The organism is Rosistilla ulvae (genome assembly GCF_007741475.1).
Classification (GTDB): domain Bacteria; phylum Planctomycetota; class Planctomycetia; order Pirellulales; family Pirellulaceae; genus Rosistilla; species Rosistilla ulvae.
This window is the reverse complement of the sequence record NZ_CP036261.1, coordinates 1,420,204-1,435,937: the sequence shown is the minus strand read 5'-3', so window position 1 is coordinate 1,435,937 and position 15,734 is coordinate 1,420,204. Positions and strand designations below refer to the sequence as shown.

The 15,734-nt window shown below is 58.7% G+C and carries 5 protein-coding genes; 3 read left to right on the top strand and 2 right to left on the bottom strand.

All coding sequences use genetic code 11. The features are described 5' to 3' along the window. Nucleotides 1-10 precede the first annotated feature (10 nt). From EC9_RS05205 to EC9_RS05195, 3 genes are all read left to right on the top strand, one after another. Nucleotides 11-739: an aspartate/glutamate racemase family protein gene (locus EC9_RS05205; protein ID WP_145342967.1), complete on the top strand. Its 729-nt coding sequence runs from the start codon at nt 11-13 to the stop codon at nt 737-739. A 117-nt stretch (nt 740-856) separates the two neighbouring features. Continuing rightward, nucleotides 857-2,110 carry a M14 family zinc carboxypeptidase gene (locus EC9_RS05200; RefSeq protein WP_145342965.1) on the top strand — a complete coding sequence of 418 codons (1,254 nt, stop codon included), beginning with the start codon at nt 857-859 and terminating at the stop codon, nt 2,108-2,110. A 59-nt stretch (nt 2,111-2,169) separates the two neighbouring features. After that, nucleotides 2,170-2,562 carry a carboxypeptidase regulatory-like domain-containing protein gene (locus EC9_RS05195; protein ID WP_145342963.1) on the top strand — a complete coding sequence of 131 codons (393 nt, stop codon included), beginning with the start codon at nt 2,170-2,172 and terminating at the stop codon, nt 2,560-2,562. Between the two features lie 201 nt (nt 2,563-2,763). Here the strand turns inward: EC9_RS05195 and EC9_RS05185 are convergent, their stop codons facing one another. Continuing rightward, entirely contained in the window at nt 2,764-4,620 is a 1,857-nt protein-coding gene (locus EC9_RS05185) for a phosphatase PAP2 family protein (RefSeq protein WP_145342959.1), read from the bottom strand. Nucleotides 4,621-4,646: 26 nt separating this feature from the next. Further along, nucleotides 4,647-15,593 (bottom strand): RHS repeat-associated core domain-containing protein, encoded by a 10,947-nt coding sequence (locus EC9_RS05180; RefSeq protein ID WP_145342957.1) that lies wholly within the window; start codon nt 15,591-15,593, stop codon nt 4,647-4,649. Nucleotides 15,594-15,734 lie beyond the last annotated feature (141 nt).

The following is a 15,734-nucleotide window of genomic DNA, read 5'->3' as shown; positions in this document are numbered from 1 at the left end:
AGGATCGATTATGAACAGTGCGTTGGGTGTTTTATGTTGGCAGCAAGCGGGTTGCCCCCGAGGGCTTCAGCAGCTGGAAACGCTGGTTGGCAACAGCACCAACGCGGATTCCTACAGCTATCCGGTGTTGTTTCGTCGAGTGCCAGGAGCCAACTTGCAGTCGGTTGTTCTGTCGCCCGATCCTCGGATAGTGCAAGCAATGATTACGGCGGCACAGGAGTTGATCGAACTTGGTGCCAAAGCGATCACGACCAGTTGTGGATTTAACGCGATCTTCCAGCAAGAAATCGCTGCCGCATTGGACGTGCCTGTCTTCACATCCAGCCTTCTGCAGATCCCATTTGCCCGTGCGATGCTTGGGCCCGGCAAAACGCTGGCCGTTGTCACGGCCAGCGGCAGTTCGTTGACATCGCGTCATTTTGCAAGCGTCGGTGTGCATGATATGCACGGCCTGCAAGTGATCGGATTGGAAGAGAACGAGCAATGGAACAAGATCTTTAGAGCTCCGGAAGAAGAGATCGATATCGAGCAGTTTCGCGAGGATCTTGTTGGGCTTATGTCCCGCGTGGCCCAACAGGCACAGGTCGGTGCAATTGTGCTCGAATGTACCGATCTACCACCGTTTGCGAACGCGATTCGCCAGGCGACGGGATTACCCGTTTTCGATTTCATTTCGATGTCCAACTACGTATTCGAAGCTGCCGCTGCGCATGAAACGCCAGTGCCTACCACGACCTAAATCCCCCCCCCACTCGCATCGGCGACTTCATACCGTCGTATATCGGTTGACTGTCCGCTCGATCACTCACGGCCCGGTCAGGCTGCTGCGTCACCGTTGCAACCGGCGAAACAGGAAATGAAAGTTATAGACATGTTCGAAAAGAAAACTCCGCATTTATCATTGGCCGCAGTCGCAGTACTGCTCTGCAGTCTGTCCACTCAGGCAGTTGCTGCAGAGCTGAAAGTCAGTGATTTCAGTTTTGAAGGTGAATACGGCTCTGAAGGTGCTTCGCTTAAGCAACTCGGCAGTAATCACTTCTTGATCCGTCTGAAAACCGTTCCCGAACAACCGCGTTGGACAAACATGGTGCAATTCATCATCGAGAGCAACGCAAAAGGAAACACGCTGCAGATCGATTTAGAAGTTCCCGCTAACGAGTCGGGACTGAATGAAAAGGGCGTGCGAGGATTCATCAGTTGGTCGGCGGATCGGGAAAATTGGAATCCCGTCCCACGCAAGGTTACGGAGCGCGATGGCAAGACATTTGTAAGCTTAGTTTTTCCCGAATTCACCCAAGACAAAATCTATGTCGGTGGTGAAGTTCCGCTGTCCTACGAGCACTGTGTCGCGTTGCTGAAAGATTTCCAGCAACATTCCGATGCCCAGTTGCATGAAATTGGCAAGTCGGTGCAGGGAAGAACGATCTATCGATTGACGATCACCGACCCTAAAAGTCCCATGCCACCAGAGAAACGCTGGGCGCATCACTTCGTCAACCAACACTGCTATGAATATAACGCCCAGTGGCGGATGGTCGGGATGATCCGTTATTTACTTAGCGACGCAGGTGCCGAATGCCGGCAGAAGCATGTATGGCATTTCGTGGTGCAGATGAACGTCGACGGTCCCGCTTCAGGATTAGGTCGCGTTAACACGCAGGGCCGCGACATGAACCGCTCCTATTCGTCGAAGGGGTCGGGGGTCGAGGAACAGGCCTTCGAGTCGTTTGTCGTTCAACGCGACCTCGAAAGCTTGATGGCTTCGGAAACTCCAATCACTACAACTTGGTCGATGCACACATGGGATGGTCCGCTGGTCGAACCGATGGTCCGTCCCGGTCGTGACATGGGAACCAAGGTGGGCCCCTGGACGGAACTTCGCGATATTTTGGCCGCGACGGATCGTGACGGGCAATTCAAAAAAATGTACAGCGCCATGTCGATGAAGCTGACTCCAACAACTTGGTGCAGCGGAACGTTTATCCAATTTGGAGTCTCCGCCTTTTGCTGCGAAGGTGGCGGCCACATTATGAGTCTCGACGAGACGCTGAAAACCGGCGAAGTTCTCACCAAAGCCCTACATGAATTTTACGGCAAAGCTACGCCGTAACGGGTGACCGTCGCTTCGTCATTGCCAATCGAATTCTATCTACACACTGAGATTTGATCATGAGAGTTTTAACTGCTTCGACCGCACTATGTGCGGTACTTGCCTTGCTTCTCGCCGGGTGCGGCGGCCCGAGCGATCAGCCCGATCTTGGGCTCGTCACCGGCGTAGTTTCCGTAGATGGCGCGCCAGTCGAAAGCTTGTTAGTGACGTTTGTTCCGGACAATGGACGGCCGTCATCGGGAGTGACCGACGCTCAAGGGCAGTATGAACTCAACTACATCGGCGACAGCATGGGAGCGAAAGTTGGCCACCACAAGGTCCAGATTTCGACATTGGATATCGGTGAACCCAACCGCCCCAAGAAAGAGATGCTGCCAAGCAAATACAACACGCAGACTGAACTGACTGCAGACGTCAAGGCTGGCGAAAACAAACTCGACTTTGCTCTCTGATTTCGACGAGGCCAAAGGGGCGAGAAGCGCGTCGCGACAAGGAAATGCAGACCTTCTAGTGACCGCCCCGCTGCTGTTATTCACCGCCAATGTGCTGACGATCATGGTCGGATCGTCATTCATACTGTGGCTGGTCCTCACCTCACTGGTGCTGGTCATCGAGCATTAGCGCGGCAGTCGAGCCTTTAAGCGACCGCGTGCTCAGCCGTCCAGTGGACGCAGCATCGTCGCAGCGGCTTGCGTGCCGATCGCGCGGCCGGTGTCGAGGCCGGCGGTGTTGTCGAAGTCGAAGTGGATGCCGCCGAAGATCCGGCTGAGGCCCGCTTCTTCAGCCGCTTCGGTGAAGCTGGCGAATGTCCGCGTGACGACCAGGCTGGGATCCAGCGGACGTTGTCCTGGCGATGCGAAGGCGTCGGTTTGGCTTGTGAAGCTGACGTTGTCCCCCAGCAGCTCCGTTAAGACGGCATCGGCGGCGCCCGAAAAGGTGCTGTGGCCGGAGGTGTAGGTCGGGAACGGTGGACTGGTCAACAGCGGTCGCCATGCGGCGTCTTGGGCCGTTGCGGCGTTTCCATCTTCATCGGCTCTCTGGATCGCATCGATTGGCCGCCACAGATCGTAATGGTACTTGGTGTCCCAGGCGGCGATCCCCGCATCGGCCATCGCGAGGTTCAGCAAGGCCAGCGTGCGGGCGGTTTCAAGCAACGGTTGCTGTTGCCCGACCAGGACGTCGGAGGCGATCTGATTCCAGTGTCCCGGTGGCGTAAAGGTTCCGCCTCCATCGGCCCAAAAGATCGCGATGTCGGTCTGGTCGGCGGTGCGCTCGACGCTGTCGACGCCGCCCAGTCGCATGACTTCGTCGACCGATGCGGCATATTCAGCAGTGGTCAACGCGGGCGGAGCTGCCGGGCGAAAATCAGTGACATCGTCGACGACAAACGGATCGACGTCGACCCACTGAGGCAACAACGGAGGCAGGTAGCCGGGGAAGGTCCGTTGCCAATCTCCTGGAGCGTCGCCGTGAGTGTACGTTCGCGTTGCCAGTGATCCATCGTCGTCACGGAGGGCAAGCATCTGCAGTCCGACCGATTCGCCAAAGGCAAGCCCCGCTGTTCTGTCGGGGCCGTCGGCGATCATGCTCAGCGATTCGTTCCGCGCTGCATTCCAGATCGCCATCGAATCGGCGTCGGGATAAAGTGCCGTCGAAACCGTGTACGCCGCCTCGATCGCTGCAGCTTCGGCGGATGCTCCGGCAGCCGGGGCGACGGCGATCGGCAGATAGGTTTCGTAGCCTCCCTCGATTGCCGCGATCGCATCGAACATCGCCGTCTGGATCATCGCCAGATTGCGAGCGACGCGCGGCGGTTCGGACGTGACGATCCGTCCTTCGTAGGGATCATCGCTTGTTGTCGTCCATTCTCGTACGACGTTCAATGCGGTAGCGTTCCAATTGGTTGCCAGATTGCCGCGACGAATCTGTCGGGTCGTGGTCGTCGATTGCCCCAGTGGATCGATGACCGTGACGGTCAATTCATGGATGCCCGACGATAGGGTTGTCGTGAATTCGAACGCTCCGGTTTGCGCGTCGACCGCCAGAGACTCAAGCACGACGCCGGTTCCATCGGTCAACTGCACCTTTGCTCCGGCAACCGACTGCCCCACCAGTGTCACGTGGTCGCTTAAAATCACACCGTTTCCGTCGGGATCCGAGTCGGGATCGGTTCCGACGGCCAATGCCGGTTCGCTCGCATATCGGTGCTGGGCATTCAGGATCCGCAGTGCATCGATCGGCGTGATCTGCATATCTCCGTTGGTGTCGAGATAAAAAGCATCGGTCGGACGGCCCAGCGGCAACTGGTTTTCAATGCCGCTGTTGATGCGATTCAGAAGGACGACGACATCGGTATTGGTCACCGTACCGCTGTCGTTAACATCCAACGGCAGCACCGGGTTCCGCCAAGCCGAATCCATGCACCACCGCGGCTCCAACCGCTGGATCTGAGGCGTTCGAGCCTGGTGGATCGGAAGCGTACTTCGACAAAAGTTCCGTTTAATTCTCATGTAGGGTTTCTCTGATAAACTACAAACTACTGTGGATGAACAGTTATAAACCCACTCACCCGACCAGTTTGCGAATCAGTATATACTGTTCCCTGTTCGGTTCGACTACGTGTGGTCGTGCCAGATTGTTTTCCGACTACGCCTGATGCTGGCCCCAAATCGATCTCCTTAGAGTTGGGAACACTGCGATTCGAAAGGTCAATGGAGTAGTTAAAGCTTCGGCAAGCTTTACTGTTTTCTCTTCCATTGATAATGTCATCGGAGCATTGACCGCCTGATGTAATTGCTCCGACCCCCGCTGCTGTTTCAGGAGCATTTGCAATACTTTGCTCTGCAGCGGCACCAATGCTGGAACGTCCAAGATTCGTAACAAAATCGACACACTTAGCGAGTAACGACTTTTCTTCCCGAAGTCCAGATGGGTCAATCAATTGAATCACAACGTTCCCCACGTATCGCTGCAAGTTTGTATCACCTCCTCCAAACCCAATCGGGTCTTCGCTCACAAACCTTCCGATCTTCGCATCATAGAACCTCGCCCGGTAGTAGTGCAGCCCAACCGCGTCATCGAACTCACGTCCGGTGAATTGATATCGCGTTCCAAATGCCGCATCCGTTTCCAACACCAAGTTCCCGAACGAATCGTAGCTCAATCGATTCAGCAGGCTGCCATCATCACCGATCAATTCGCGTGTGGTGCCCAGGTGATCGGTCAAGTACCACTGGTTCTCGGCTGAAATAACAATCTCTTGCGACAACACCTGGTCGATCCCAGGGCCATGGAAATACCGAACGGCAAGCTCCGGTGCTTCCGTCGCGAGCGAACCATCGGCATCCACAAAATCCAACAAAACATCTTCGCGGTCGTAGACGAACATCTCGGTCGATTCGCCGCCGGCGGCGTCGCCGTTTTCATCGACGGTGCGTGCAATCCGCCGATCCAACGCGTCGTAGGTGTACGTGACCTCTTGAGCGATCACATCGCCCGATGAGAAATCGGTGACTCGGAACAAGCGATTTCGATGATCAAACCCAAACGTTCGATAGTCTCCCGTCGCATCCTCCGTCCGACGAATCATGTTGCCTTCGGCGTCGTACTGGTAGGTGTACGTCCCATCGGAAAGCAATCGGTTCGCGCCGCCGGTTTGGTAGTTCGCGCCGTGGAGGTGGGAATCGAGTCGGTTGCCGTTGGCGTCGTATTCGTAGTTTTCGTTGCCGCGGATGTCGGAAGCACCACGCGTGGCTCCCGTCAATTGGTCGCGATCGTCGTAACTGTAGTTGGTCGCGCCGGAAATGTCCCCGATGCGAGTGATGCGACTGGACGAATCGTAAGCGAAGTCGTAGAAGGCCAGGACGCCATCGGTCGCGTCGGTGTGGTCTAGATCGGTCAACCGATTGATTTCGTCGTAGGTGTAACGCGTGTTGGCGACCGACAGGGTGCGAGCGACGTCCGCATAGCGCTTGATCGACTCGTACTGGCCGATTTGGTTGAACGCCATGTCGACCGCTTTTTCCGTTGCCCCACCGTCCGATTGATCCATCGCGATCGGGCGGTTCAGCGGATCGTAGGCAGTCGTCGTTTTGGCCCCCAAGCCGTCGGTGACGCTCAGCACATTCCCCACATCGTCGTAGGTGTAGATGAGGGAATGCTGGAGGGAAGGCTGCAGCCGATTGGAATCCCCGGTGTCGATGGCGGCCAACGCCTGAACGCCTACGTTGGCGGTCAAGAACGCATCGACCCGAGTGACGCGGTCGCGGGCATCGTAGGTGTAGTCGTAGCGGCTGAAGTTGTCGTCGATCGACAACACATTGCCCGCTTTGTCATACGCGTAGGTGATGGTCTGCTGGAGTGTAGGCTTTAGCCGATCTTCGGAGGTAGTATCGCCTACCAAAGCCTCGATTTCAGCGGCCAACCATTGTTCGGTGACGACGCGGTCGAGATCGTCGTACTGGAAAACGGTTCCACGTCCGTTGCGATCGAATTGGCGAATCAGGTTGTCGACCGGATCGTAGGTGAAGTAGGTCGTGGCGTCCAAGGGATCGGTTTCCGAAATCAAGCGACCACGCCCGTCGTAGTCGAACCGCGTGGTATTGCCAACCGGATCCGTCAGGGCGATCAAGTGGTTGTCACCGTCGTACTCAAACCGCGTCTCTCCGCCATCGGGATCGATCGTCGCGACGCGTCGATGACGCGCGTCGTAGACGAAGTGAGTGGTGTTGCCGTTGGGATCGGTGACCGACGCGATGTTCCCAAACCGGTCGTACCGCGTTGTCGATTCGTTGCCAAGATCGTCGCGAACCACAGTCGGGCGGTCCATCGAATCGAAGACAACCGTTGTGACGCTGCCCGCCGCATCGGTCGTTTCGACAGGATTTCCCGCTGCGTCGTAAACAAACGAGGTGACCGGAGATTCCAGCGGCCCAGCGCCATCGGGATCGGCTTCGATGACCATCGTCAACCGATTCATCGCATCGTATTGCATCGTGGTCCGGTTACCGTTTTCATCGACGATCGCGGTTTGATTTCCGCGGTCGTCGTATTCAAACCGCCGCGTCGCTGCGTCGGCGGTACCGACCGCAAAGGTGATCGATGTCGGCAGGCCGGCCGCGTTGTAGTCGTAATCGGTTACGCGGCCCAAGGGATCGGCGATCGTATCGATCAAGCCGTGAGCCGCGTAGGTGATTGTCGTGACCAGATCGTCGGTCTGGCCGTTGATCGCATCATCGATCTGCCCAACGACCTCCCGAATCGCCGTCGTGTTGCCAGTGGCCGGATCGAGGGTATAGAGCGTCTGGCGTCCCAATTCATCGGTGACCGAGGTCAATTGATTGAATGTCGTGTCATAAGTCATCCGCCGCGGCGATCCCACTTGGACCGACGTGGTGGTATCGATCGCCGTTCCGATCACGCGGTAGACGCCAACGGCGGCGCCATCGTCGGCGGCGATTTGCAGCGTATACAGACCGGCGAGATTCAATTGCGTGGCATCGATTGCGATGCGTCCCTCCGCATCGTCGTCAAAATTGGTGACCGATCGGATCTCGTTGCCATTGGGATCCAGCAGCCGAATTCGCAACGTGATCTCCGGTGCGTCGATCGTGACAAAGATCGCGCCACCGCTTTCGACCAACCATTGCATCTCGTCGACTTCACCCGCAGCGTCGATCGATCGCACCCCAAGGTCGTCGCTGTCGTCGACCTGTTCGGAAACGATTTCCGGCGGCGAATCGACGATTGTTCGCGGGGACGGTTCGGTGATCGATGCAAAAAATTCGAGCGTTGGCAGCGGCGTACCTTCCTCGACCACGCGCGGTTCCGCTTCCTGCAGTTGCACCGCCGTCTCGGTTGCCACGTCGACCGGCGACGCCTCCGACAAGCTCACCACCACTTCATCAGCCACCTGCCGCTGACCCGCTGTCGAGCCCCCGTTGCGCGTTGCCCGGATTCGGAAGTCACCTGTAGACCTTCCGTCGGCATCGCGAACCAACACCGTATACGTTCCGCTTTGCGGCAGCGACGCGACCGCCAGACTATCGGCAGAGGACGTCGTCACCTCGGCGACCTGGTTGCCATCGGGAGCAAAGAGGATCGCCTGCAGGTATGAAAAGCTGGAAGTGATCTCAGCCAACTCGATCGACAGCGCATCGCCGGCTTGCCCTACGAACCGAAACGTATCGAGATCTCCCCGCCCCAGCGTTGCGGTCACTTCTTCGCCGTTGACGATCGTTTCGGAATCTGCGTCGGCCGCGGCGTCGATCACTGTGGCTGTTAGCCTGTAATCGCCGGTATTGCTGCCGTTGTCATCGCGAACCACCAGGGTGTAGATGCCGCTGGTCGCAGCATCGGTCACGCGCAAGTTGCCGCCGGTGGAAGTCGTCACTTGATCGACCTCAGCTCCCGCGGGATCAAACAGCATCGTTTGCAGGTAGGAAAACCCGTTGTCGACTTCGCGGAAGGCGACCAACAGATCATTCCCCGCGTCGACGGAGATCGTGTAGGTATCGATGTCTCCCAAGTCCAATCGACCATTAACCGTCTGGCCGCTGGTCAACGGGACGTTGTCATGATCGGCTTGCGAATCGATCACCGTGGCGGTCAAACGGTAATCGCCGACATTCCTGCCGTCGGCGTCGCGAACCACCAGCGTGTAGATGCCGCTGGTCGCTGCATCGGTCACGCGCAGGTTGCCTCCGATGGCGGTCGTGACTTGCTCGACCTCCGCTCCCGAAGGATCAAACAGCATCGTTTGCAGGTAGGAAAACCCGTTGCCGACTTCGCGGAAGGCGACCAGTAGATCATCGCCCGCGTCGACGGAGATCGTGTAGGTATCGATATCTCCTTGGTCCAACCGACCATTAACCGTCTGACCGCTGGTCAGCGGGACGCTGTCGTGATCGGTTTGCGAATCGATCACCGTGGCGGTCAAACGGTAATCGCCGACATTCGTGCAGTCGGCATCGCGAACCACCAGGGTGTAGATGCCGCTGGTCGCTGCGTCGGTCACGCGCAAGTTGCCTCCGATGGCGGTCGTGACTTGCTCGACCTCCGCTCCCGAAGGATCAAACAGCATCGTTTGCAGGTAGGAAAACCCGTTGCTGACCTCGCGGAAGGCGACCAACAGATCATCGCCCGCGTCGACTGCGATCGTGTAGGTATCGATATCTCCTTGGTCCAACCGACCATTAACCGTCTGACCGCTGGTCAGCGGGCCGTTGTCGTGATCGGTTTGCGAATCGATCACCGTGGCGGTCAGACGGTAATCGCCGGAATTCGTGCCGGCGGCATCGCGAACCAGCAGGGTATAGATGCCGCCGATCGCAGCGTCGGTCACGCGCAAGTTGCCGCCGGTGGAAGTCGTCACTTGATCGACCTCCGCTCCCGAAGGATCGAACAGCATCGTTTGCAGGTAGGAAAAACCGCTGCTGAATTCGCGGAAGGCGACCAACAGATCATCGCCCGCGTCGACTGCGATCGTGTAGGTATCGATATCTCCTTGGTCCAACCGACCATTAACCGTCTGACCGCTGGTCAGCGGGCCGTTGTCGTGATCGGTTTGCGAATCGATCACCGTGGCGGTCAGACGGTAATCGCCGGAATTCGTGCCGGCGGCATCGCGAACCAGCAGGGTATAGATGCCGCCGATCGCAGCGTCGGTCACGCGCAAGTTGCCGCCGGTGGAAGTCGTCACTTGATCGACCTCCGCTCCCGAAGGATCGAACAGCATCGTTTGCAGGTAGGAAAAACCGCTGCTGAATTCGCGGAAGGCGACCAACAGATCATCGCCCGCGTCGACTGCGATCGTGTAGGTATCGATATCTCCTTGGTCCAACCGACCATTAACCGTCTGACCGCTGGTCAGCGGGCCGTTGTCGTGATCGGTTTGCGAATCGATCACCGTGGCGGTCAGACGGTAATCGCCTGAATTCGTGCCGGCGGCATCGCGAACCAGCAGGGTATAGATGCCGCCGATCGCAGCGTCGGTCACGCGCAAGTTGCCGCCGGTGGAAGTCGTCACTTGATCGACCTCCGCTCCCGAAGGATCGAACAGCATCGTTTGCAGGTAGGAAAAACCGCTGCTGAATTCGCGGAAGGCGACCAACAGATCATCGCCCGCGTCGACCGCGATCGAATAGGTGTCGATGTCTCCCAGGTCCAGATCCGCTTGGATCGTGCGACCGCTGGTCAGGGCAACGGTATCTGCGTCGGCCGCGGCGTCGATCACTGTGGCTGTTAACCTGTAATCGCCGGTATTGCTGCCGTCGGCATCGCGAACCACCAGGGTGTAGATGCCGCTGGTCACGGCGTCGGTCACGCGCAAGTTGCCGCCGGTCGATGTCGTCACTTGATCGACTTCCGCTCCCGAAGGATCGAACAGCATCGTTTGCAGGTAGGAGAAACCGGTGTCGACTTCGCGGAAGGCGACCAACAGATCCTCCCCCGCGTCGACCGCGATCGAATAGGTGTCGATGTCTCCCAGGTCCAGATCCGCTTGGATCGTGCGACCGCTGGTCAGGGCAACGGTATCTGCGTCGGCCGCGGCGTCGATCACTGTGGCTGTTAACCTGTAATCGCCGCTGTTGCGACCATCGGCATCGCGGATCAGGACGGTGTAGCGACCGGAGCTGGCGAGATTGGGAAAGTCGAGATTGCCGCCGGTAGTTTCGGTTGCTTGTCCCAGTTCGTTGCCATCGGGATCAAACAGGACCACTTGCAGGTCCGAGGTCCAGCCCCTCTGTTCGCGAAATGCGATCGACAGCTGTTGTCCGGCGATCACATCGATGGAATAGGTGTCCATATCGCCGCGAACGTCGATCGTGCCATCGATCGTTTCGCCGCTGACAACCCGAACCGTATCGGCATCTTCCCCCCCGTCGATCACGGTCGCGGTCAAGTAAAACGGCTGGTCATCGTGTCGCGCGACGCCGGGGTCGCGGAGCAAGATGGCATAGTTCCCCGATTCGGTAAGTGGACCGCTGCGGGCAAGATTTTCGGCGAATTGCCCAAAGGTCTCTTGTTGTAGGATTTCACCGCTGGGGGACAGTAGGATCGCTTCGAGCGAGGCCGCATCGCTGCGAGCCACCGACACCCACAGCTCCGCACCCGCTGTCGCATCGATGGTGAAGACGTCGTAATCGAGCGGCGCGACCCCGTCGACGGTCGGTAGATCGTTTAGAGTCGCAGCGATGGTTTCGCCACTGGTCAGGCGGTAGGGAGCCGATGGGCCGCTGGCGGCGGTCGGTCGGTCGAGCATCACCAAGTTGCCGCGTTCGTCGTATTCGAACCGCGTCGTAAATCCACGCGCGTCGGTCTGGGCGATGATCAAATTGTCGGCGTTGCGTTGCACGCGGCTGCCATCGCCGGCCTGATCGGTCGACGCGACAGCTTGCCCCAACCGATTCAGTTCGGTTTCGGTCACGTTGCCGTTGCTGTCGACCACGCGAGCCATCGGATCGGCCGGCAGTGCCGCCGCGGGAGGAGCGACGGGATCGAGCGTTTGATCGACCGGCAATAGAATCTGCGTCTGCAGCGGTTCGAAAAACATCTCGGTGCCGTCTTTGCGAATCGACTTTTCAACACGTCCGTGAAAACCGTAAAACGTCTGTTCGACATGGCCGCGCGCGTCGATCTCCTGGATTAAATGATGGCCACTGTCGTACCCAAACGTCCGCGTGCTGCCATCGGGATCGGTGATGCGAGTCAGGTTCCCCGCGTCGTCGTATTGCAACAGCGTCTGCCGCCCAGCGGGATCGATGATCGCGTCGACTTTCCCATTGGCGTCGTAGGTGAAAGTCGTCTCCAGGCCGGTCGGATCGACAATCTTCAACAACCTCCCGGCAGCGTCGTATTGCAACGACGTGACGTTGGCATTGCGATCGGTCACCGAAGTCATGCGACCGGCGGAATCGAAGAGGTAGACGGTTTGATCGGTCAGCGTCCGGCGATAGCTGCCGTCGGCGAGCCTTTCGATCTGCGAAAAGTCTCCCGGCGGCGAAGCGTATTGCCCCGCAGCGTCGGTTTCTTGATAGCGTGTCGTCGTGCCGTCGCCGTCGACCAACAGCAGCGTACCGCCAGGATTGTCGATCAATCGATGCACGCCCGCCAATTGCCAACCGGCCCCCAGCGGACTGTCGACGGCGTTGACGTGTACGAATTCGCCGGTTAGCGTGACGGTCGAACCGCTCGCGGTGGCATCGGATACCTGCAACAAACCTTGGGTCAATTGATATTGATAGATGCCCGAGGGGAGATCGCGCATGTCCCCCTGGATCGCCGCGGTGATATCGCCTCCGTCGGCGGGAAGCGTCCAATAATGTTGCCCTGACAAAACACCTTGGCCGTTGGCGGCGCCGTCGATTTGGCTGGTGAAATCGCCGCGCGAGACCGACAGCGATCCGACCAGCCGTTGATCGATGTCGGCCGGAGCGTTGTCGTAGCCGAAGTGAAGGATCGGCCGCGGATCGGCAGTTTCAGAATCGTAGTGCAGCGTCAAACCACGCGTTGTGCCAAGCGACGTGTAAGGAACCAACGCGTGTGTTTCCAACAACGCCCCGCTGTGCAGTTCGACCTGCGAATTCGCTTCGACCTTGGCCGTGCAATTGGTCGGGGCGGTCGTCTGAGGGCATCCCGAGGCGGTCGATTGCAATGGGCTGGAGCTGACGCATGTGGACGTCGGACACGATTTGTCTTGATTGGTGACTTGCGTTTCGGGAGGTCGCGGCGTCGTGGGCGGCGGGGCGGGGAAGTGCCAACTGCTGTTGCGCACCCCCCCGGAGATCGTTTCGATCCGTTGTCCGTCGCTGCTGACCCGCATGTCCCCGACGTCGTCGAACTGCCCCGTTACAGGATTGATCGACCACAGATCCATCAGCGTGCCAGGCGCCCAGCCGGAGCGGTTGGGGAATGTCAATGGAGCGGGGGCCGTAAAGACCATCTCGCCCGGCTGGATCGTCAGGACGATATCGGGTTGCAGACCGGGCGGCAACGCCGCGGGGGTCAACGTCATCGGGACTTCAGTGATGCTCAACGTGCCATCAAACGAAGTCCCCTGCTGGTTCAACAGGGTTCCAGCAACGATTTCCACCGACGTGTCGGGGACCGCGGCCGTGGTGACCGTCGTGTTGTTGAGCGGGTCGATCGTTTGGCCGTTGGCAAGATCCAATTTGGGAAGATAGATCGGTCGCCCAATCACGTTGTTGACGCCGGCAAACGGATGGCGGTCGAGGACCAGTGGCAGTTTTTCGGCGATGAACGGGTAGCTGGCGTCGCCCGCGTAAATTTCTCCGCGGATCTTCAACGTGTCGCTGACCAGCGTTCCGTTACCCAGGTTCAGCGTAAAACGCCCCGACGCGTCGGTTAACACGCTGACCTGTCCAAGATCCACCTGCATCCCGGCGATTGGCGTACCGTCGACGTCGAGAACGGTGCCGCTAACACGGGTGTCGGTGTTGGGATCCGCAACGACATCCAGCACAAACGAACGTCGCGTTTCCGAAGCACCGTCGGATGCGATGACTTCGAATTCGTAGCGGCCGATTTCGTTGGGGGTCGGCGCCAGGTGCAACATGCCTCGAGCGTCGATGCTGCCGCTGGGCAACACTGCGGGAGCGACCGGTGCCAGCCGGTAGGTGAGCGAATCGCCGTCGGGATCGCTGGCGCCGAGGTCCAAATTCAGCACGCCACCGGGCATCATCGTTTGTGCCGCTATCGCTGGCAGCACCGGCGGCTGGTTGGCCGGTCCGATCAGGACCTCGGTTTGCAGCGGCGCAAGCAGCAGGTTGGGGTTCGCGATTTCGATTTCGATGGGAAGCGACAATTGGCCGGGACCGAGACCCGTTTCCGGAATCGCTGGAGTCAGATTGATGTAGGGAACGCCATTGTCATCGGTTCCGCTGGCGTTCGAGATCTCAACGCCGACCGGCACGTTTGGCAGCTTGACCACCGCCGGGCGTCGCGACATCCCCGACGAACTCTCGACCTGGACCGTGGCAACATACTGCCCGGTTTGAGGGTCCAGCCGATCGCTGAGCAGATGCACGGTGAGTTCGTCGGTTGCAGCGAAGGTTTCTAAATCGATCGCTGGGCCTGGCATCGCAAGACGCGATGCTGAGCTTCGCGGACGCGGCCGCGGGGCACTTTCCTGAGGTGTTTGCACTCGCAAGGCGTCGACGCGCAGCAAGGCTTCGGAGGACGATTGGGCCGCGACGCTTTGGAAGCGGACCAAGGCCTGAGCCAGTTGCATTTCCGTCAGATCGATCGACACCCGTGTCCCATCAAACTGAACTAAACCAAGACGATAATCGGCATCGCCACCAGGATGCAGCGAGAAGATCGTTTCGCCATCGGGCACCGTATCCAGCGCCGATTGCGAAACATTGTTAGGATCGAGGATCGATACCAGCAGCGTGGACGTCGGTTCGCTGAGTTGTTCGATATCGAACTCCAACCGTGGCGAGGTTCCCGAGCCGCGTTGAATCAAATGGTCGGCCTGCACGACAAAGCTATCGCGGCTGCCAAAGACGATCGCGCCGGCACTCTGCGCCACCCAACCCTCAGCTCCCGTCGCTCCGACAACCATGGAGGGAACGATGTTGATGGCACGATCGATCTCGGTCACGTTGCCCGCTTGGTCGCTGAAGCTTACGAGAACCTGTTTCGATCCCGATGAAGGCGTCTCGGTGACCGGCATGTTGAATCGCCCGTCGGCCCCGACGATCAATGGGCGTGTCGCTCCATCGATCGTTAGGGTTGCTGAGTCGCTCGGATTGGCATCGATCTGATTTCCTACCACGCGAATCGTGGGACTGACATCCGCATCCTGAGGCAGCGAAGGAATCTCGACGGCTGGTGCGGTCCGGTCGACCGTCAGAACGAAAGAAAACGCGGCATGATCATCCAGAAAACCGGTCACGGCGTGGTCGCCATCGGGCAGCGGGCTACCAAAGATGGAATCGAGATCCGCGATCGAAAGGCTCGCTCGGTTGTCGGCAAATCGGTCGGTGATGTCGACTGGCAGTCCGGTGTCGCCAACCTGCAGAGCGATTCGCGCGTCGCGGGCGGTGCCAATGCTAATTCCCAGATCGATGCGATAATCTTGGGTCAGCAGATCCAGCGTGGCGGTTGGATCCCCTATGGGGCCCGAATCGTTGGGAAGCGTTGCGGCGAGGATTGGCGTGTTGCGGTTTAACGCATTGATTACCCGCAGGGCATCTAAAGCCGTCGCGGCCCCATCCCCCGAGACGTCGACAAAGTTGCCAGGCTCCGTCCGTGGATCGACGGCACTCGAACCCGATCGATTGATCGCATTGATGATCCGCAACGCGTCTACCGGTGCAACGACCCCGTCGCGGTTGACGTCCAACACCTGAAGCGGATTTTGTCCGAAGGGAACGGCCGCTAACAGATGCCGTGTTTCCAGCTGCTCAAGCAGGCAGCGACGCTTTGCCGTGGTGACGGCTCGCCTTGCCGGTCTCATGACCAATTCCCCCCAAAAAGCCTGTTATCGAACGATTACCGAGTTGCAATCGGTCCGATTCTAATAGACCCTGGTGGGGATTGCGAGCATCGCCACTTGGCTGAGAGTCGCGGTACGTGGCTGGGCGAATCACCCTGTGTA